Here is an 18323-nt window from a genome sequence, read left to right as displayed (position 1 = left end):
GCGGGAGGCGACGGGTGTCGCCGTTGCAAGCACGATAGACCCGGGATTGGGGCCGAAAAAGCGGCCAATCACAACCAAAGTAGTAAGCTGCAATTACCAAATAGCGACAACCTGTGCCGCCATCTTCTCCCGCCGTCCTGCCTACCGAGCCCCATGAGCGCCCCCAGCCCGATCAACCCGGCCCTGCTGCCCCAGCTGGCCTGGTTTGCCCACATCGCCCACCACCGCAGCTTCACCAAAGCGGCCGTTGAGATGGGGGTCTCGCGCCCGGCGTTGTCGCAGAGCCTGAAGACCCTGGAGAAACAGCTGGGGGTACGCCTGCTGCACCGGACCACCCGTGACATGTCGCTCACCGAGGAAGGCCAGCGCCTGTTCGACGCACTGCGGCCATCGCTGAGCACCATCGAAACCGCAGTACGCGACCTGCGCGCCAGCCATGACGCTCCGTCCGGCCTGCTGCGCATCAACACCGCGCGCCTGACTGCCAAGACGCTGATCGAACCGCATCTACCGGAGTTCTTCGCGCGCTACCCCGAGCTGCGCATAGAGCTGGTGATGGACGACGGCCTGTCCAGCATCGTTGCCGACGGCTGTGACGCCGGCATCCGCCTTGGCGAGCGGTTGGCCGAAGGCATGATCGCCGTGCCGGTCACGCCGATGCTGGAAATGGTGGTGGTCGCCTCGCCGGCCTACCTGGCCCGCCATGGCACGCCCACCACGCCCGCCGAACTGGCCGCCCACGAGTGCCTGGGCTACCGGCAGACCGGCAGCGGCGGGGTCTATGCCTGGGAATTCAGCACGCCGGACCAGCCCGGTCATGACTTTGAAGTGGAACCGCGCGGACGCTATGTCACCAACGACGATGAGGGCATGATCCGCGCCGCGCTGCAGGGATTGGGCGTGATGCAGCATATCGATCTGTCACTGCAGCCGATGCTGGCCGATGGGCGCCTGGTCCGCCTGATGCCGGCGTGGTCGGCACCGTTCCCCGGCTTCTACCTGTACGTGCCTTCGCGCGAGCAGATGCCACCGCGCGTGCGCGCCCTGATGGAATTCCTGATCGAGAAGCGCGAAAGCGTCGCCAAGGCGCTCGGCCGCACGGTACAGGCCCCGGCCACGGGCAGCTAGGCGTCAGCGCGGGTAGCGATACACCAGATCATCGGCATCACTGCGCACGGCGTGATCGTCCAGCACGCCGCCCAGCCGCTGTGCAACGGCCTGCGACGCCAGGTTGTCCGATGCCATGTAGCTGACCAGGGTCGGCAGCTGCGCCACCACGAAGGCCCAGTCGCGCAGCGCGCCGGCCGCTTCGGTAGCGAAGCCCTTCCCTTCATGGCCGTCATACAGCAGCCAGCCCAGTTCCTTTTCCGGGAACAGCGGGCCATGATTGATCCCGACCTGGCCGATGCAGGCTCCCGTATCGGCACGCTCGATCATCAACGCGCCATGGCCGAACAGATGCCAGCTGGCGAGGTCATGGCAGAACTGCCCCCACGCCGCCACCTCACCGAACGGCCCGCCCATGCCCCGCGCACGCGGCGAGGCCAGGAACGCGGCATAGACGCCGAAGTCATCCAACTGCTGTGGACGCAGCCGCAGGCGCACGGTGTGCAGGGTTGGAATCTCAAGCACGACGGCGCACAGGATCAGTACACGGCCAAGTGGCCACAACCGCGGCGCTGCGGCTGCCCTTCCATCGTCACCTGCACGCTGGCCAGGGTGTCCACACCTTCGGCAGTGCGACACGACTCACGCTTGATCTCGACGATGGCGGGCTGCTGGCCAAGCTCGCCGTTGAGCACGATCAGCGAGCTCGGTGCATCGGCCGGCTGCCCCGGATAGCGCAGCGTGCCCTTGTGGGTACGGCCGTCAGCGCTGAGGCTGGCATCGTGGTTGCCCTGGCCGGTGGAGGCGATCTCAATGCTCCAACCCGCACCGCCGCCGGTGAAAGCCGGCACCGGGCTCAGGTCGGCGGCAACCGAGGGGTGGCGTGGCGCATCCGCAGCGGTCTGCGACGAAGTGGAGGTACAGCCGGCCAGCATCCCGGCCAGCAGCGCTGCAGCAACGACGGGGCGAACGGTCATGATGCGCTCCTGCCAGATGGTCGAAGGTCCAGTCTAGGCAGCCATGCGTGCGCCAGCGATGAACATGATGTTTCAGCGTGGAATGCGCCCACCACCGGCGACCCGCACGCGGTCGCGGCCCTGCGCCTTGGCCTGGTACATGGCCGCATCGGCGGCACGCAGCAGGGTCCGCCAGCCCAAGGCGTCGGTAGCACCGCGGGCCACGCCGAAGCTGGCGGTCACCCGCAGCACGGTACCGCCGGCCACCACGATGTCCAGCTGCTGCAGCGCAAGCCGCAGCGATTCGGCCAGCTGTCGGCCAGCGGCCAGGTCACCGTCGGCCAGCAGCACCAGGAACTCCTCGCCACCATAGCGGGAAATGCTGTCGCTGCGGCGAAGATGGCGCTGCAGCAGTTGCGCCACCTGTACCAGCACTTCATCACCCGCATCGTGGCCATGACCATCATTGATCGATTTGAAGCGATCAACGTCCAGCAGTATCACCACTGCGCTCATCCGCCCCTCGTCGTGGCGCTGCTGCACCAGTTCCTCCAGCGCGCGACGGTTCAGCAGTCCGGTCAATTCATCGGTGCCGGCCAGCTGGCGCAGCTCGCTGGTCAGCGCCGAGCGTTCGCGCGACTTCTCGCGCAGCACTTCAATCGCATCGAACAGGCGCTGCATCTCGGCCAGCGGATGGGTGACATGCTGCTCGGGCCCCGGCGCTTCGGAGGCAATCTGGATCACCTGCCGTTGTGCCTGCAGCAGAGGCCGCAGGATCTGCAGATGCGCGATACGCAGCGCCACACCCAGTACCACCAGGGTTCCCAGCGCGGTGGCCAGAAGTACCGCCAGCCGCGTGGCCTCCCGGTTGCGGGTGTGCTCGAACCTGGCGATGGACACACTCAGGTAACCGTCACGCAGCGCCTCAAGCGACTGCAGGGTCGGCACGTAGCGCGTGGTGAACTCGGCAGCGGTCCACGGCGGCGGCAGGCCACGCCGTCCGTCGTCGATCAGCTGTTCGATCATCGGCAGTGACTCGCCGAAGAACTGCCGGCGCGCCATATCCCAATGCCAGGACAGCGTCGGATCACTGCGGAACACCGATTCGTGGCTGCCGGCCAGCCGCCACAGTTCCAGCAGGCGGCCCTCGGTCTGCAGCGCCGCGCGCACCTGTTCGTTGCGCCAGGCACCGGGTACCGCCACCGGCGCCATCACGTTGGAGGCCAGACGCCCGCCGTGCTCGCGCAGGTCGATCAGCACCTGGCCCTGCATGGCTGGAATCGCCGCTTCGCGGTCGGCCCGGACCAGTACGTTGATCTGTGCCGAGGTCAGCAGGTGCAGGCGGTCGACCACGGCAAACATGCCGCTGATCGCGCGCTCCACGTCTTCGACGCGTCGTGCGTCGCGCGGCTGCGCTGCCACCCGGTCCACGCCCGCGCGTGCCGACTGCAGGCGACGTTGCGCGTCCGCCAGCATCCCATGCTCATCCACCACGCCCGGATCAGCCGTGAACACGGCATCCAGCTGCTGCAGCGCGGTGTCCACACGCCTGCGCACCACCGCCAGCTGCAGCGTAAGCCGCGCATGCTCGCTGGCATCGGCCGGGTCGGCACCGAGCAGGCTGTTGGCCGGGCCGCGTTCGGCCGAGACCAGGTTGGCCAGGTCGAAGGTCTGGCGCAGCTGGCGCAGGCTGACCAGGTTGTCCTCGGCAGCGCTGTAGCGCAGCGTGCCCTGGACCAGCGCGATGGCCATCAACGGCAGCGTACAGACCACGAACGACCCCGCCAGGATCCAGACCCAGGTCCGCAGTCCGATGGGCGATGCCTTGCCGGCCATGCAAATTTCCCCTGAAGTGCGGATCACTGTAGCCGCCGGTCCCGGCAGCGCCAAGCCAGTGCCGCGCGAACCGTGACCATGGGTATACCGCAGCCACCGCGAACGCGCCGGCAAGGTCTCACCCCGCGCCGGGCTGGGGCGAATGCGTCACACCCTGCCGTACTAGATCCAGCGCTGGTCGACCAGTTCGCGCTTCACGTAGGCGTAGAACACCGGCGCCGCCACCAGGCCGGGCAGGCCGAACGCCGCTTCCATCACCAGCATCGCCAACAGCAGCTCCCAGGCGCGGGCCTGGATTTCGCCGCCAACGATGCGCGCATTGAGGAAGTACTCCAGCTTGTGGATCACGATCAGGTACAGCAGCGCCGCCACGGCCACGTAGAACGAGACCGACAGCGCGACGATGGTGATGATGGTGTTGGAAATGATGTTGCCCACCACCGGCAGCAGGCCGGCGATGAAGGTGATCAGTACCAGGGTCTTGGACAGTGGCAGGTGCACGCCGAACAACGGCAGCACGCCCAGCAGGAAGATGGCGGTGAACACGGTGTTGAGCAGCGAGATCTTCACCTGCGCGAACACCACCTGGCGGAACGCAGTGGCCAGGCGGCTGGTGCGGCCGATCAGCTCCTGCGCCAGCGGGCCCATCTTCGGCAGCGGCAGTTCGTCATACAGCGCGATCATCGCGCCCAGCACCATACCGATCAGTACGCGTACGCCCACCTGCACCACCGAGGTACCGGCCACGCCCAGCTGGCGCTGATGCTCGGCGGCCCAGTCGTTCAGTGCCGTGCGCAGCGCCGGCATGTCCTCGGGGATGTACGGCTGCAGCAGCGCCGGCACCTGGTGCCGCGACGAATTGAGGATCTCCATCAGCCGCGCCAGCAATGCGTCCGGTCCACCGGTCTCGTTGCGGAAAAATGACGCCACGCCGATCCCGGCCAGTACAAGCGCACTGATGATCACCGCTGACAGCACGATCACCGCGATCGCCCGCGCCCGGCCTGGCGGCAGCTTGCCCTCCACGGTGGAGGCCAGCAGGTGGGTCAGCTGGAACACCAGCAGGCCCGACAGCAGGGTCACCACCAGGCCCAGCTTCAGCGCCAGCCACATGCCCAGCAGCATCATCAGCCAGGCCGCGATCCTCGGGACGGGGGGCTTGGGCTGGGCAACGAGGGCGTCTTGCATGGGCGGCACGTCCGGGCAGGGTGGCCCATGGTAGAGGATTGGCGGCGATGATTCCGGGTGCAGGATGAACAGGCAACACACGCGGATTCCGCCGCCCCTTCTCCGTCCATCGGCACGTCCGCAATCACGCCCGGATCACACCCGGTCCAGTGCCAGATACCGCGCCGTGCGCACGATCGTCTCACGCTCGCCGAAGCTGGCCAGCTCGCCGGCAACACGCCCGCTGTCGCCAGTCGCTGCGATCTCCTGCAGGGTGCGCTGCATGGCCCGGATCGCAGCGCGCTGCAGGTCCGAGGGAATGATCACCAGCCGGTAATCGAGTTCGGCCAGCCGCGCCACCGGCACCAGCGGCGTCTTGCCGCTGTGGAACATGTTGATCAGCTTCGGCCCGGGAACCTGCTGCGAAATCACCTCGATCTGCTCCAGCGTTTCCGGTGCCTCGACGAAGATCATGTCCGCGCCCGCGTCCACATAGGCCTGCGCCCGTTCGATCGCCGCATCCAGGCCTTCGCAGGCGATGGCGTCGGTACGCGCGATGATCATCAACTTCGGGTCGATCCGCGACTGGCAGGCGACACGGATCTTCGTGCACATCTCGCCCGCGTCGACCAGCGTCTTGTCATCCAGGTGTCCGCAGCGCTTGGGGAAGGCCTGGTCCTCGATATGCAGGGCGGCAACGCCTGCCCTTTCGAACGCGCGCACCGTGCGTTCAACATTCGCGGTGCCGCCGAAGCCGGTGTCAGCGTCGGCGATCACCGGCAGATCGCAGGCATCGACGATCCGTTCAACCTGCGCAAGCACTTCGCTGAGGCCGAGCAGGCCGATGTCCGGCACGCCGGCCGAACGTGCGATGGCGCCGCCGCTGGCATAGACCGCATCGAAGCCGGCCAGCTCCACCAGGCGTGCCGACAATCCATCGAATGCACCTGGCGCAATCACGCTGCCCTGGCGGAGCAGATCGCGCAACTGACGTGTCTTTTTCATGGGGTCTCCCTTGTCGTTGGACATCTGCCGTGGGATACCGATGATGTTGCCGCCAGCGGCGACCGTCCAATACCGTGTTCGTACAGCACCAGAACGTTTGAGGTTCCAATGGAACTGCGGCACCTGCGCTACTTCGTCATGACTGCCCAGCTGCAGAGCTTCACCAAGGCCGCCGAGGCCCTGCATATCGCCCAGCCGCCGCTCGGGCAGCAGATCCGCGCCCTGGAGGAAGAGATCGGCACACCGCTGTTCCACCGGCAGGGACGCGGCATCGTGCTCAGCGATGCTGGCCAGGTATTCTGGAAAGCCGCGGAGGACATCCTCGCGCGCGTCGACCAGGCCAAGGAGGAGGCGCTGCGCGCCGCACGCGGCGAGGTCGGCACGTTGACATTGGGGCTGACCGAATCGGCGACCTACAACGAGGCGGTCACCGCGCTGATGCGCAGCTTCCAGCGGGCGCATCCGGCGGTGCAGGTGCGGCTGGTAGAAGATGGCAGTGAATCGCTGGTCCGGCGCCTCGATGATGGCGAGCTCGATGCAGTAATCGTGCGCCCGCCGTTTTCCAATACCGGTGAACGGATGACACAGCAACTCAGTGCCGAACCCCTGGTGGCAGTACTGCCGGCCGATCACCCGTTGGCGTGCCGGACGAGCATCGCGCTGATCGAGCTGCGCGACGAGCGCTTCATCCTGTTCTCGCGGAAATCGGGCCAGGGCCTGAGTGCAGACGTCGTCGCTGCCTGCCGCAGCCAGGGCTTTGCGCCCACCATCCAGCAGGAAGCGCCGCAGGTGGCTTCGGCGATCAACCTTGCCGCTGCCGGCCTGGGCATCGCCATCGTGCCGGCCTCGATGCAGAGCATGCACCGCAGCGGCCTGGCTTTTGTTGCGCTGGAACTGGGCATGCCGACCACCACGCTGCAGTTGGCGGTGCGCTGCAAGCCTCCGGCAACGGCCGCCCAGCTGCTGGCCTGCGCCAGAGACCTGGCAACACCTCATTCGCCATAGCTGGCGTTGTTCTTGCCCTGGCGCTTGGCGTGGTACAGCGCGCGGTCGGCCAGTGCCAGCCAGTCCTCGACGCTGCCGCCGCGCGGCGTCGCCGCGATTCCGATGCTGACGCTGAACTCGATGCCCGGGGTTGCCTGCCGTGCTGCCTCCAGAAGTTGCAGCCGAACCCGCTCTGCCACATGCATCGCATCGACGGGCGCACAGTCCTGCAGCAGCACGACGAACTCGTCGCCTCCCAGCCGCGCAGGGGTATCGCCAGGCCGGGCGAAGGCGCGCAAGGTGGAGGCGATATGGCGCAGCACTTCGTCCCCGGCGCGATGACCGTGCGAGTCATTGATGCGCTTGAAGTCATCCACATCAAGCATCAGCAGGCAGGCAAAACCACCCTGCCCCTGCGCCTTGTCCAGTGCCTGCTGCGCACGGACGATCAGGAAGCCGCGGTTGGCCAGCTCCACCAGCGGGTCCATGCGGCTCAGCCGCTTCAACTGGCGGTTCTGCGATTTCACCCGCCGCGCCAGCTGCCAGCTGAGGATGCTGAGGCCGATGCCGTAGACGAACAGGAACGGCACGCCGAGCACGATCGTGCGCTGCGATGACACCGGCTGGTAAGGAAACCCGAGCCCCCACCAGGTGAGCGCGAATCCCGCTACCAGTGCCAGTGTGGCCCGTACCGCCAGCTTCACCCCACCGGCGGCGATCTTGTCGGCGACCAGCAGCGCGGCGAACAACGCACTGGGTGCCACGCTGAGCCCCATGAAGGCGATCCAGCCACCGCCAAAGAAGGAATCAACCACCATGCAACGGAACTGGACCACCGCAGGCTGCCGTGAGCGCTGGGTCAGCACCAGCGCGAGCGCCGGCCAGGCCAGCGCGTTGAGCAGCAGCAACACCCAGGCCCACGGGCCGTCCTGACGTTCAAGAATGATCGAGGCGATGGGAATCGCGCCCAGCCCATTGCCCACGAAGCGCATCCAGCCGATGCGACGTGCCGCGCCGATGCCTTCGACCGCGACTTCCGTCGAGTCCGTCAAGAACGGCATTGCCGACCCCCTTGCGCGATCGCACGCCCTTGCCGGGCGGCCTCTGGTGAGTCTGACAGCTCTGCGTCAATTCGGGATCAAGGATTCACGGCGGTTACCCTGCCTCACCCACGCCTGGGTGGCGCCGTTGAACCCCGCAGCATCAGGCTGAAATCCAGCGTCTGCTGCAGCGGCACATCCATGTGCTCGATGATGGCAAGCAGCAGGTTGACCGCGCGCTCACCGATCTCCCGCATCGGTTGCCGGATGGTGGTCAACGGCGGCGTGAGGTAGCGGGAAGATGCCAGATCATCGAAGCCGACGATGGACAGGTCCTCCGGCACGCGGATGCCCAGATCGCGGCAGGCCGCCAGGGTGCCCAGCGCCATCTGATCGCTGAAACAGAAGATCGCCGTTGGCGCAGACATGCCGTCCAGCAGCGCCATGGCAGCCGCATGGCCGGATTCCACCGAAAAGTCACCCGGCACGATGTTCAGCTGGCGCAGGCGTCCACGCGCCTTGCTGGCCGCCCGCACCCCTTCCAGCCGTTGCTGGTGCAGCGGATTGTCCGGCGGTCCGCCGACCACGGCGATCCGCTCGTGTCCCAGCCCATACAGATGCTCCATCACCACGCGCGCGGCCGCGGCGTTATCGATATGGACGCTGGGAATGCCCAGTGCGGGGTCGAACTCGCAGCCGTTGATCACCGGCGCGGCGGCACCGCGCTGCTGGACGATCTCGCGCGCCGTGGGAGGCAGGCGGTGCCCCAGCACGATCATGCCGTCGGCCTCGTTGCGCCGGAGCATCTGCGCATAGCGCTCCTCGCGGTCGGGTTGATGCTGGGTATCGCCGAGCAGAACCGCATAGCCGACCGCCTGTGCGGCGTCCTCCGCCCCCTGCAGGATCTGCGCGAAGAACGGATTTGCGATGTCCGGGACGGTGACCAGGATCTTGCCGCTGCGCTGGGTCTTGAGCGTGCGGGCCACTGTGTTGGGCACATAGCCCAGTGCGGCGGCGGCCAGCTCGATGCGCGCGCGGGTAGCCGGCAGCACTTTGTCCGGCCGGGAAAGCGCCCGCGACACCGTGCCTGCGGAGACGCCGACGTGCTTCGCGATGTCGTAGATGGTGGCCATGGCGTTAGTTCTCCTGTCTGCTGTGCAGTGCACAACAGTTCCTGCGTGAGCCCCTGCTAGGATAATGCAATCGATTGCATCGAGGGCGAATCACGTTGAAGACGCTCAAGGGTCCAGCGCTGTTCCTGGCGCAGTTCATCGGCGACACGGCTCCTTTTGATCGGCTGGACACGCTGGCCGGATGGGCCGCGGGTCTGGGCTATTCTGGCGTACAAGTCCCCACCGGCGCGCCCCACCTGTTCGATCTGGCCGAGGCCGCGCGCAGCCAGGCGTACTGCGACGACGTCGCCGGCATGCTGGCCGGTCATGGCGTGCAGATCACCGAGCTGTCCACCCATCTGCAGGGGCAGCTGGTCGCGGTGCATCCGGCCTACGACAGCCTGTTCGACGGATTCGCGCCGGCGGACAAGCGCGGCGATCCGGCTGCCCGCCAGGCTTGGGCAGTCGAGCAGCTTCTGCTGGCCGCCAAAGCCAGCCAGCGCCTGGGGCTGACCGCGCATGCCACGTTCTCCGGCGCATTGGCCTGGCCCTATTTCTATCCCTGGCCGCAGCGTCCACCGGGACTGGTGGAAGAGGCCTTCGCCGAACTCGGCCGCCGCTGGCGCCCGATCCTGGATGCGTTCGACGCCTGCGGCGTGGACCTGTGCTTCGAGATCCACCCGGGTGAGGACCTGCACGACGGCGCGACCTTTGAACGCTTCCTCGATGTGGTGGACCATCACCCCCGCGCGAAGATCCTGTACGACCCCAGCCACCTGCTGCTGCAGCAGATGGACTACCTGGGTTTCATTGACCGCTATCACGATCGCATCGGCATCTTCCACGTCAAGGACGCCGAGTATCGCGCCAGCGCGAGCAGCGGCGTGTATGGCGGCTACCAGGACTGGATCGATCGTCCGGGCCGGTTCCGTTCGCTCGGTGACGGCCAGATCGACTTCAAGGCGATCTTCTCCAAGTTCGCCCAGTACGACTTCCCCGGATGGGCGGTACTGGAATGGGAGTGCTGCCTGAAGCACCCGGAAGACGGCGCACGCGAAGGTGCCGCCTTCATCCGCGACCACATCATCCGGGTGACCGAGCGCGCCTTCGATGACTTTGCCGACAGTGGCACGGACGCCGCATCACTGCACCACATGCTGGGAATCTGAGCCATTACCGCCCCGGGAGGGCAAGCCATGTCGCACGCCATGTCGCGCTTGGGCGCGATGATGTTTCTGCAGTTCTTCATCTGGGGAGCGTGGTTCGTGACCCTCGGGACGTACCTGGTACAGGGCCCGCTGCAGGCCAGCGCCAGCCAGGTGGCCACCGCCTTCCTCAGCCAGTCGATCGGCGCGATCGTGGCGCCGTTCCTGGTCGGCCTGATCGCCGATCGCTACTTCGCCGCGCAGCGCATCCTAGCGGTGCTGCACCTGGCCGGCGCGGTGCTGATGTGGCTGGCGTCCACTGCTTCCAGCTTCAGCATGTTCTCGGCCTACGTGATGGGTTACATGCTGCTGTTCATGCCCACGCTGGCACTGGCCAACAGCGTGGCGATGCGGCACATGCAGTCACCGGAGAAACAGTTCCCGCTGGTGCGGGTGGCGGGCAGCATCGGCTGGATCGTGGCAGGCGTGCTGATCGGCTGGCTGGGCTGGGAGCAGGCCCATCGGCTTGAACTGACCTTCCGCATGGCCGCGCTGGCATCGCTGGTGCTGGGCCTGTATGCGTTCACTCTGCCGCACACGCCGCCACTGGCACAGCAGCGCGATGCCGGGCTGGGGCAGATCCTGGGTCTCGACTCGCTGCGGCTGCTGAAGTCGCGCGCCTACCTGGTGTTCTTCCTGGCCTCCATCGCCATCTGCATCCCGCTGTCGTTCTACTACAACTTCACCAATCCGTATCTCAACGACCTGGGCGTGCGCGGCGCAGCGGGCCTGCAGTCGCTGGGCCAGGTTTCCGAGGTACTGCTGATGCTGGCCATGCCGTTCCTGTTCGTGCGGCTGGGGGTGAAGACCATGCTGGCGGTCGGCATGGCGGCGTGGGTGGTGCGCTACGTCCTGTTCGCCTTCGGCGATGCAGGCAGCGGCTTCCCGCTACTGGTGATCGGCATCGTGCTGCACGGCATCTGCTACGACTTCTTCTTCGTCACCGGCCAGATCTACACCGATGCCCATGCCGGCCCCGCCGTGCGCAGCAGCGCGCAGGGCTTCATCACCCTGGCCACGTACGGCGTGGGCATGCTGATCGGCACCTTCCTGTCCGGCGCGGTGGTGGAGCACTTCACCACCGAGGCCGGCCCCGACTGGCAGCAGATCTGGCTGTTCCCGGCTGGCGTCGCGCTGGTGGTTCTGATCGCCTTCCTGCTGCTGTTCCGCGACCGGCCCGCCGTGGCCGCCGCATCTTCCACACGCTGAGGATTCGAGCCGATGCCAACGCTTGGAATCGCCATCGTCGGCGCCGGCATGATCGGCGCCGTGCACCGCCGCGCGGCCTTGCTCGCCGGTGCCGAGGTACGCGGCGTTGCCGCTTCGTCAGCGCAGCGCGCGCGTGAGATGGCGCAGCTGTGGAATGTCCCGCGCGCCTATCGGGATATCGAAGAGGTGATCGCCGATCCGCAGGTGCAGGTCGTGCATGTCTGCACGCCCAACCATCTGCACCGCGCGATGGCGCAGGCCGCGCTGGAAGCCGGCAAGCACGTGATCTGCGAGAAACCGCTGGCGACCACGCTGGACGATGCGCAGGCGCTGGCGGCGTTGGCCACGTCGAACGGACTCGTCGCCACGGTACCCTTCGTCTACCGCTACCACCCGGTGATCCGCGAAGCGCGCGCACGCATCGCCCACGGCGATCTGGGGCCGCTGCACCTGATCCACGGCAGCTACCTGCAGGACTGGCTGCTGGGCCCGGCCAGCAACAACTGGCGCGTGGACCCGGCGTTGGGCGGCACGTCGCGCGTATTCGCCGACATCGGTTCGCACTGGTGCGACCTGGTGGAATGGGTCAGCGGCGAACGCTTCGTCGAGGTCAGCGCGGCGTTCTCTACGGTCATCGCCGAGCGCGGCGCCGTCAGCGGACAGAGCTTCAGCACGCCAACCGCAGCCAGCGCAATGCAGGCGGTAACGAGCGAGGACGTGGCTGCGGCGATGTTCAGGACCGGTGCCGGTACGCTGGCATCTCTGACGGTCAGCCAGGTCTCGGCCGGGCGCCACAATCGCCTCTGGTTCGAGATCGATGGCGCAAAGGCCAGCGTGGCCTTCAACCAGGAGGATGCCGAGCGCCTGTGGATCGGCCTGCCCGACCAGCGCGAGGAGGTCTTCGTGCGCGGGCCGGGCGCCGGCGGTGCCGAACAGCGCCGGCTGTCGCTGCTACCCGCCGGCCACGCGCAGGGCTACGCCCAGTGCTTCGAAGCATTCGTCGCCGACAGCTATCGCGCCATCGAGGGCGAGCGGCCGCAGGGCCTGCCCACCTTCGAGGACGGCGTGCGCTCGGCGCAGATCGTCGATCGTGTCATTGCATCGGCCAGGTCGCGTGCCTGGACCGTCATCGGTTGAAACCCGGGAGGATCTGTTGATGAAAGCCCTTGTCCATGGAACTGCAAGCCTCGTCCTGCTGCTCGCTGCCCTGCCCGCTTTCGCAGTCGAAGCCGCCAGCACGCAGCAACCGATCGCGGTGCAGATGTACACCCTGCGCGATGCCGGCTCGCTCGAGCAGCAGCTGAAGATCGTCCACGACGCTGGCGTCCATGCGGTGGAAACGGTCGGCACGCAGAACACCAGCGCCGCCGAGCTCAAGCAGCTGCTGGACCGGTATTCGATCAAGGCAATTTCATCGCATGTGCCGCTGGCCGAGCTGCGCAGCAACCTGGATGGGGTGGTGACCTTCAACCGGTCGATCGGCAACACGACGCTGGTGGTGCCGTACCTGGACAAGAAGGATCGCCCGGGCGATGCCGCCGGCTGGACCGCCCTGGGCCAGGAACTGGGCCGCATCGCAAAGCAGGTGCGCGGCAAGGGCATGCGCCTGGCCTACCACAACCACGACTTCGAACTGGCCGACTTCGACGGCAGGACCGGACTGGAGCTGCTGTTCGCCGCCGCCGGTCCAGACCTGCAGACCGAGCTGGACCTGGCCTGGGTCGCGCGTGCAGGCCTGGACCCGGCAGTGATGCTGGCAAAGTTCCGCGGCCACGTGTTCGCGGTACACGCCAAGGACAATGCACCGAAGGGCCAGGCCCAGGACGAAGGCGGATTCGCCGCGGTGGGCCAGGGCGTGCTGGACTGGAACGCGATCCTGCCTGCTGCGGCAGCCGCCGGCGTGCATTGGTACATCATCGAGCACGACCAGCCACGCGATCCGGCCAGGATCATCCAGACCGGTGCGGACTATCTGCGTGAACACCTGACCACCCGCGTGCCCGCCCGTGCGCGGCGCTGACGCATCAAGGAGCCCCACATGAAAATGATCCTGGCAATGGCGGTGGCCCTGGGCGGCATGAGCGTTGCGACAACCGCCTGGTGCAAGGACGACCCGGCTGCGGGTGCAAAGCTCTACACCGCGAACTGCGTGGCCTGCCACGGCGCCGATCGTGCGGGCATGCCGGGCGCGTTCCCGGCGCTCACCGATATCGGCAAGCGCATGGCACCCGCACAGATCAAGGAAAAGATCAGCAAGGGCGGCGGGCTGATGCCGCCCTTCTCCCAGCTGTCACAGCAGGAGATCAATGACATCGCCAGCTACCTGGCGAAGTAAGCGGCCGGCGACCACGCCGGCCGCGTGCCCCTACAGCTCGCGCGCCCAGATGTTGCGGTAGCTGACCCTGGAGTCATGTTCCTGCAGATAGAGCGGCGCACACCCATGCGGCGCGTAGGAAGGCGCACCGATGTATTCGGTCTTGCCGGCCAGCACAGTGTCGTCCTGCACCAGCACGCCGTTGTGCAGTACCGTGATGCGCGCGGGCGAGACAAGCCCACCGCCCGCCGAGAAGCGCGGTGCTTTCCAGAGGATGTCGTAGGCCTGCCACTGTCCCGGTGCGCGCGAGGCGTTCACCAACGGCATGGCCTGCTTGTAGATCGAACCCGCCTGGCCATTGGCATAGGTCGGGTTGTTGTAGCTGTCGAGCACCTGCAGTTCATACAGCTCCTGCAGGAAGATGCCGCTGTTGCCGCGGTTCTGTCCGTCGAAGCCCTTCGTGTCGGTGGGCGTACGCCACTCGACATGCAGCTGGACGTCGCAGAAGCGTTGCCTGGTGCGAATGCCCTTGCTGCCGGGCACGACGGTCATGGCGCCATCGGCAATCTTCCAGGGCACGCGCCCGCCCTGCTCCGACTCCCACGCGGAGACATCCTTGCCATCGAACAGCACGATTGCGTCGGACGGTGCCTTGCCTGGCGGCGTGGCAACGGTCGCAGGCACCGGCGTCCACACCTCGGTCTTCTTCGGATCGCGCGCGGCGTCGGCACCGTTCTGCGCGAACAGGGGTGCGGCGGCCAGCACGGTGGCCGCGATCAGCAGCGGCTTGATCATCCTGTTGCACTCCATCAGCTGGTCCCCCAGGCGGGCGTGCCGGGAACATAAGCAAGATCGCCGTCGTAGCGCCCCGGCACGGCAACGTACTGCAGCACCCTGGTGGCACCGACCTTGGAGGTGAAGAAGCCGAAGATGGCCAGCTGCTTGAGCATCGTGAAGTAGTGCGGCATCGCCTCGCCTTCTTCAGGCGTACCGGTTTCGGTCACATCGGCATGACGTGCCTTGGCTTCTGCATCGAGCGTGCGCAGCAATTCGGAGCGGGCGTGCGGCGTGAGCGACACGAAGCGGCCACCGGCCCGTTTGTCGATATCGGTCAGCCCTGCGCGGAACGCCGCCTGCTGCCGGGCGGTGTAGCAGTCAGTGACGAACGTCGCCATGAACAGGCCGGCGCCGGCATCCTTCGCCCCTGGTGTCCGGGTCCGCGGCAGGATGGTCTCGGCGATCTCGTCCAGCGTAGCGACGTCGGTATCGGAGAAATGAATCTTGGTGGCGCCCGCCGGTGCCTGACCCTGCACAAGGGCAGGCAACCCAACCATGGCCGCACCGGTGGCGGCGACGATCATCTTCAACAGCTCGCGGCGATCCATCAGAGATTCCCCGCTTTCAGTTCGCGCACCGCATGATCTGCGGCCCGAGCCGTCAGCGCCATGTAGGTCAGCGAAGGATTCACGCAGGCGCTGGAGGTCATGCAGGCCCCGTCGGTCACATAGACATTGGGTGCATCCCAGACCTGGTTGTGCTGGTTCAGCACCGAGCTCTTCCGATCACGTCCCATGCGCGCGGTCCCCATTTCGTGGATGCCCTTGCCCGGGGCGTAATCGTTGTCGTGCATCTTCACGTCCTTGACGCCGGCCGCCTCCAGCATCTCGGCGGCATCGGCGGCCATGTCCTTGCGCATCGCCAGTTCGTTGGCGCGCATGGCAACGTCCATCGCCAGCACCGGCAGACCCCACTTGTCCTTGCGGTCGCGGTCCAGGCGGATCGTGTTGTCGTGGTGCGGCAGCATTTCACCGAACCCGGTCATGCCGATGCGCCAGTCACCGGGCACGGTCAGCGCCTCCTTCAGATCGGCACCTATGTTCAGCTCGGCGATCTCGCGCGACCAGCCGGTGCGGCTGGCACCGCCCTGGTAGCCGAACCCGCGCAGATAGCCGCGCTTGTCGGCCGCAACGTTGCGGAAACGCGGAATGTAGAAGCCGCAGGGGCGACGCCCGAAGTAGTACTTGTCTTCGTAACCCTCGACCCGGCCGGAGGCGCCCGCACCGAAGTGATGGTCCATCACGTTGTGCCCGAGCTCGCCCGACGATGAGCCCAGCCCGCCCTCCCACACATCAGTGGCCGAGTTCATCAACAGCCACGTCGAGTTGAACGACGACGCGTTGAGGAAGATGACCTTGGCCGTGTACTGGTAGGTCTGGCCGGTTTCGGCATCGATGACCTCCACACCGCGGGCACGCTTGCGGTCCTTGTCGTAGAGCACTTCCTTGACGATCGAGAACGGCCGCAAGGTCAGGTTGCCGGTCTTCATCGCCGCCGGCAGTGTCGCTGCCTGGGTGGAAAAATAAGCGCCGAAAGGGCAACCCAGGATGCACTTGTTGCGGTACTGGCAGTTGACGCGGCCCTGTTCCGGCATGGGCTTTGTGATGTTGGCAGTGCGCGAGTGGATCATATGGCGCGTTCCGCCGAAGGCCTTCTTGATACGCGCGGCCACATCCTTCTCGACGATATTCAAGGGAATCGGCGGCAGGAACTCGCCGTCCGGCAACACGTCCAGTCCTTCGCGCGTGCCGGCGATGCCGGCGAACTTTTCCACATGGTCGTACCACGGCGCGATATCGGCGTAGCGGATGGGCCAATCGGCCGCGATGCCGTCCTTGAGGTTCGCCTCGAAATCCAGGTCGGAGAAGCGATAGCTCTGCCGGCCCCATAGCAATGAGCGGCCGCCGACGTGGTAGCCACGGAACCAGTCGAAACGTTTGGTCTCGATGTAGGGCGAGTCCTGTTCGTTGGCCCACATCCCTTCCAGATTCTCAGCCAGGCCGTAGTCGCGCATCAGCACCGGGAAGTCGGCCTTCATCGCCTGCGTTGGCCGGTTGCGATGCGGGAAGTCCCACGCTTCCTTCATCGCATTGACGTAGTCCTTGACGTGCTCGATGTTGCGTCCGCGTTCCAGCATCAGGACCTTCAGGCCCTTTTCGGTCAGCTCCTTCGCCGCCCAACCGCCACTGATTCCCGAGCCAACAACAATGGCGTCGTAATGATTATCTGCCATGGGTTTCTCACCTGGGTGGATATCGTTTCAGACGTCGCAGAGGCGGATCGCCTCGCGCAATGAGCCAACGGGATCGGGCGCTGCAGGCGTGAACTCCTGCGCCAGATACCCCTTGAAACCGGTGTCGCGGATCGCGCGGCAGATGGCCGGATAGTGGAGCTCCTGCTGGTCTCCGATCTCGTTCCGGCCGGGCACGCCTGCGGTGTGGTAATGCTTGAAGCAGGCGTGATGCTTGCCGATGGTGGCGATGATGTCGCCCTCCATGATCTGCATGTGGTAGATATCGTAGAGCAGGCCGAAGTTGTCCGAGCCGAGTCGCTGGCAAAGCTCCACGCCCCATGCCGAGTGGTCGCACAGGTAGTCGCGATGATCGACCCTGGAATTCAGCAGCTCCATCACCAGCACCACCCCGCGCCTCTCGGCGTGCCCGAGGATGCGCTTGAGGCCGGCCTCGGCATTGGCCATGCCTTCGGCGGGGTCCATGCCGTTGCGGTTGCCGGAGAAGCAGATGAGATTTCGGTAGCCGGCATCGGCGACCAGATCGATGTGCCGCGTGTAACGCTCCACCAGCTGGTCGTGGAATTCGCGGCCGGCGAAGCCCTTGGTCAGGCCCAGCTCCGCGCCGTTGCACATCGAGCTGTACACGCCATTCGCCTTCAGCGTGGACCAGTCTTCCGGGCCGACCAGGTCGATCGCGGCAAAGCCGATGTCCTTCACCGTCGCGCAAAGCTGGGCGACGGACAGCTGCGGGAACGTCCAGCGGGCCACGGAGTGCTTCAGGTTGCCCTTGAGCGCTGCGGTGGCGGCGAATGCAGGCAACGCTCCCGCAGTACCCAGAGCTACGCCTCCAGCAACCGCCATGCGCAACGCATCGCGCCGCGTGAGGCCCGTCGCCGGGGCCGGTCTGATCGAATGGATGGACATCCACCTGCCGGCCTCCCAACCGGTATCAAACGCAACGATTCACAGCAATGCAATCGATTGCACCATAGGGGAGGAAATTGTCTGTTTGCAAGTCGCGGTGCACGAAAACCGATGCTGCGGGGCACAACTCCGAAGGGATTCCGGATAAAGAAAAGCCCCGCATGAGCGGGGCTTTCTTTTCTGCTGCGAACGAGCGTTCGATCAGAACGGTTGTGCACACATAAAAGACCGATCCAGACGATCAATTCGCATTCAAGTACTTGCTTTACATGACAATTCCATCACATGCCTCACCGATTTCCTAGACAAAAGGGACTTGAACTATCGATTTAACGGCTCGTCGGGCTAGTTCTAACGTGCAATTTCGACACTCTGCCCGGCTTTCTTGACTGCT

At 66.0% G+C, this 18323-nt stretch carries 18 protein-coding genes; 7 read left to right on the top strand and 11 right to left on the bottom strand.

Going from position 1 to position 18323, the window contains the following annotated elements:
- Positions 1-153 precede the first annotated feature (153 nt).
- Positions 154-1128, top strand: a complete 975-nt coding sequence (locus tag ACZK13_RS05410; protein ID WP_478482338.1) for a LysR family transcriptional regulator — start codon at positions 154-156, stop codon at positions 1126-1128.
- A gap of 3 nt (positions 1129-1131) precedes the next feature.
- Here the strand turns inward: ACZK13_RS05410 and ACZK13_RS05405 are convergent, their stop codons facing one another.
- The 5 genes from ACZK13_RS05405 to ACZK13_RS05385 all read right to left on the bottom strand — a co-directional run bounded on the left by ACZK13_RS05405 (position 1132) and on the right by ACZK13_RS05385 (position 6071).
- Complete coding sequence (locus ACZK13_RS05405) at positions 1132-1632, bottom strand: GNAT family N-acetyltransferase (protein ID WP_032127656.1); 501 nt, start codon at positions 1630-1632, stop codon at positions 1132-1134.
- A 14-nt stretch (positions 1633-1646) separates the two neighbouring features.
- Positions 1647-2084 carry a hypothetical protein gene (locus tag ACZK13_RS05400; RefSeq protein ID WP_032127634.1) on the bottom strand — a complete coding sequence of 146 codons (438 nt, stop codon included), beginning with the start codon at positions 2082-2084 and terminating at the stop codon, positions 1647-1649.
- 72 nt (positions 2085-2156) lie between these two features.
- On the bottom strand, positions 2157-3899 hold the full coding sequence (locus ACZK13_RS05395; protein WP_032127635.1) for a GGDEF domain-containing protein: 1743 nt from the start codon (positions 3897-3899) through the stop codon (positions 2157-2159).
- Positions 3900-4061: 162 nt separating this feature from the next.
- Complete coding sequence (locus ACZK13_RS05390; RefSeq protein ID WP_012510371.1) at positions 4062-5087, bottom strand: AI-2E family transporter; 1026 nt, start codon at positions 5085-5087, stop codon at positions 4062-4064.
- A gap of 135 nt (positions 5088-5222) precedes the next feature.
- A complete protein-coding gene (locus ACZK13_RS05385; RefSeq protein ID WP_478482337.1) occupies positions 5223-6071 on the bottom strand; it encodes an isocitrate lyase/PEP mutase family protein in 849 nt (282 codons plus the stop codon).
- Between the two features lie 108 nt (positions 6072-6179).
- On the opposite strand from ACZK13_RS05385, the gene ACZK13_RS05380 reads away from it, so the two are divergent.
- Entirely contained in the window at positions 6180-7076 is an 897-nt protein-coding gene (locus tag ACZK13_RS05380; RefSeq protein WP_100437516.1) for a LysR family transcriptional regulator, read from the top strand.
- Here the strand turns inward: ACZK13_RS05380 and ACZK13_RS05375 are convergent.
- Positions 7064-8116 (bottom strand): sensor domain-containing diguanylate cyclase, encoded by a 1053-nt coding sequence (locus ACZK13_RS05375; RefSeq protein WP_478482336.1) that lies wholly within the window; start codon positions 8114-8116, stop codon positions 7064-7066. The genes ACZK13_RS05380 and ACZK13_RS05375 overlap by 13 nt on opposite strands.
- Positions 8117-8220: 104 nt before the next feature.
- A complete protein-coding gene (locus ACZK13_RS05370) occupies positions 8221-9228 on the bottom strand; it encodes a LacI family DNA-binding transcriptional regulator (RefSeq protein WP_478482510.1) in 1008 nt (335 codons plus the stop codon).
- 95 nt (positions 9229-9323) lie between these two features.
- Here ACZK13_RS05370 and ACZK13_RS05365 point away from each other — a divergent pair, with 95 nt between their 5' ends.
- Genes ACZK13_RS05365 through ACZK13_RS05345 form a run of 5 tightly spaced genes read left to right on the top strand, consistent with a single transcriptional unit; the run spans position 9324 to position 13956 of the window.
- Positions 9324-10376, top strand: coding sequence for a sugar phosphate isomerase/epimerase family protein (locus ACZK13_RS05365; protein WP_478482335.1), 1053 nt, complete (start codon positions 9324-9326; stop codon positions 10374-10376).
- A 27-nt stretch (positions 10377-10403) separates the two neighbouring features.
- Positions 10404-11621, top strand: coding sequence for a nucleoside permease (locus tag ACZK13_RS05360; RefSeq protein WP_478482334.1), 1218 nt, complete (start codon positions 10404-10406; stop codon positions 11619-11621).
- Between the two features lie 12 nt (positions 11622-11633).
- Positions 11634-12758, top strand: a complete 1125-nt coding sequence (locus ACZK13_RS05355; protein WP_478482333.1) for a Gfo/Idh/MocA family protein — start codon at positions 11634-11636, stop codon at positions 12756-12758.
- A 19-nt stretch (positions 12759-12777) separates the two neighbouring features.
- On the top strand, positions 12778-13641 hold the full coding sequence (locus ACZK13_RS05350) for a sugar phosphate isomerase/epimerase family protein (RefSeq protein ID WP_478482332.1): 864 nt from the start codon (positions 12778-12780) through the stop codon (positions 13639-13641).
- Between the two features lie 18 nt (positions 13642-13659).
- On the top strand, positions 13660-13956 hold the full coding sequence (locus tag ACZK13_RS05345) for a c-type cytochrome (RefSeq protein WP_125893715.1): 297 nt from the start codon (positions 13660-13662) through the stop codon (positions 13954-13956).
- 30 nt (positions 13957-13986) lie between these two features.
- Here the strand turns inward: ACZK13_RS05345 and ACZK13_RS05340 are convergent, their stop codons facing one another.
- From ACZK13_RS05340 to ACZK13_RS05325, 4 genes are read right to left on the bottom strand one after another with little or no spacing between them, the layout of a single operon-like run.
- On the bottom strand, positions 13987-14730 hold the full coding sequence (locus ACZK13_RS05340; RefSeq protein WP_253145364.1) for a 3-keto-disaccharide hydrolase: 744 nt from the start codon (positions 14728-14730) through the stop codon (positions 13987-13989).
- Positions 14731-14744: 14 nt separating this feature from the next.
- Positions 14745-15320: a gluconate 2-dehydrogenase subunit 3 family protein gene (locus ACZK13_RS05335; protein ID WP_478482331.1), complete on the bottom strand. Its 576-nt coding sequence runs from the start codon at positions 15318-15320 to the stop codon at positions 14745-14747.
- Positions 15320-17005: a GMC oxidoreductase gene (locus ACZK13_RS05330; protein WP_125893709.1), complete on the bottom strand. Its 1686-nt coding sequence runs from the start codon at positions 17003-17005 to the stop codon at positions 15320-15322. The genes ACZK13_RS05335 and ACZK13_RS05330 overlap by 1 nt, the downstream gene beginning before the upstream one ends.
- A gap of 27 nt (positions 17006-17032) precedes the next feature.
- A complete protein-coding gene (locus tag ACZK13_RS05325; RefSeq protein ID WP_180837915.1) occupies positions 17033-17929 on the bottom strand; it encodes a hydroxypyruvate isomerase family protein in 897 nt (298 codons plus the stop codon).
- Between the last annotated feature and the right edge of the window lie 394 nt (positions 17930-18323).

The organism is Stenotrophomonas sp. 99219_Sma (assembly GCF_056480785.1).
The sequence above is the reverse complement of the archived record's forward strand: the minus strand, read 5'-3'. Positions and strand labels throughout refer to the sequence as shown.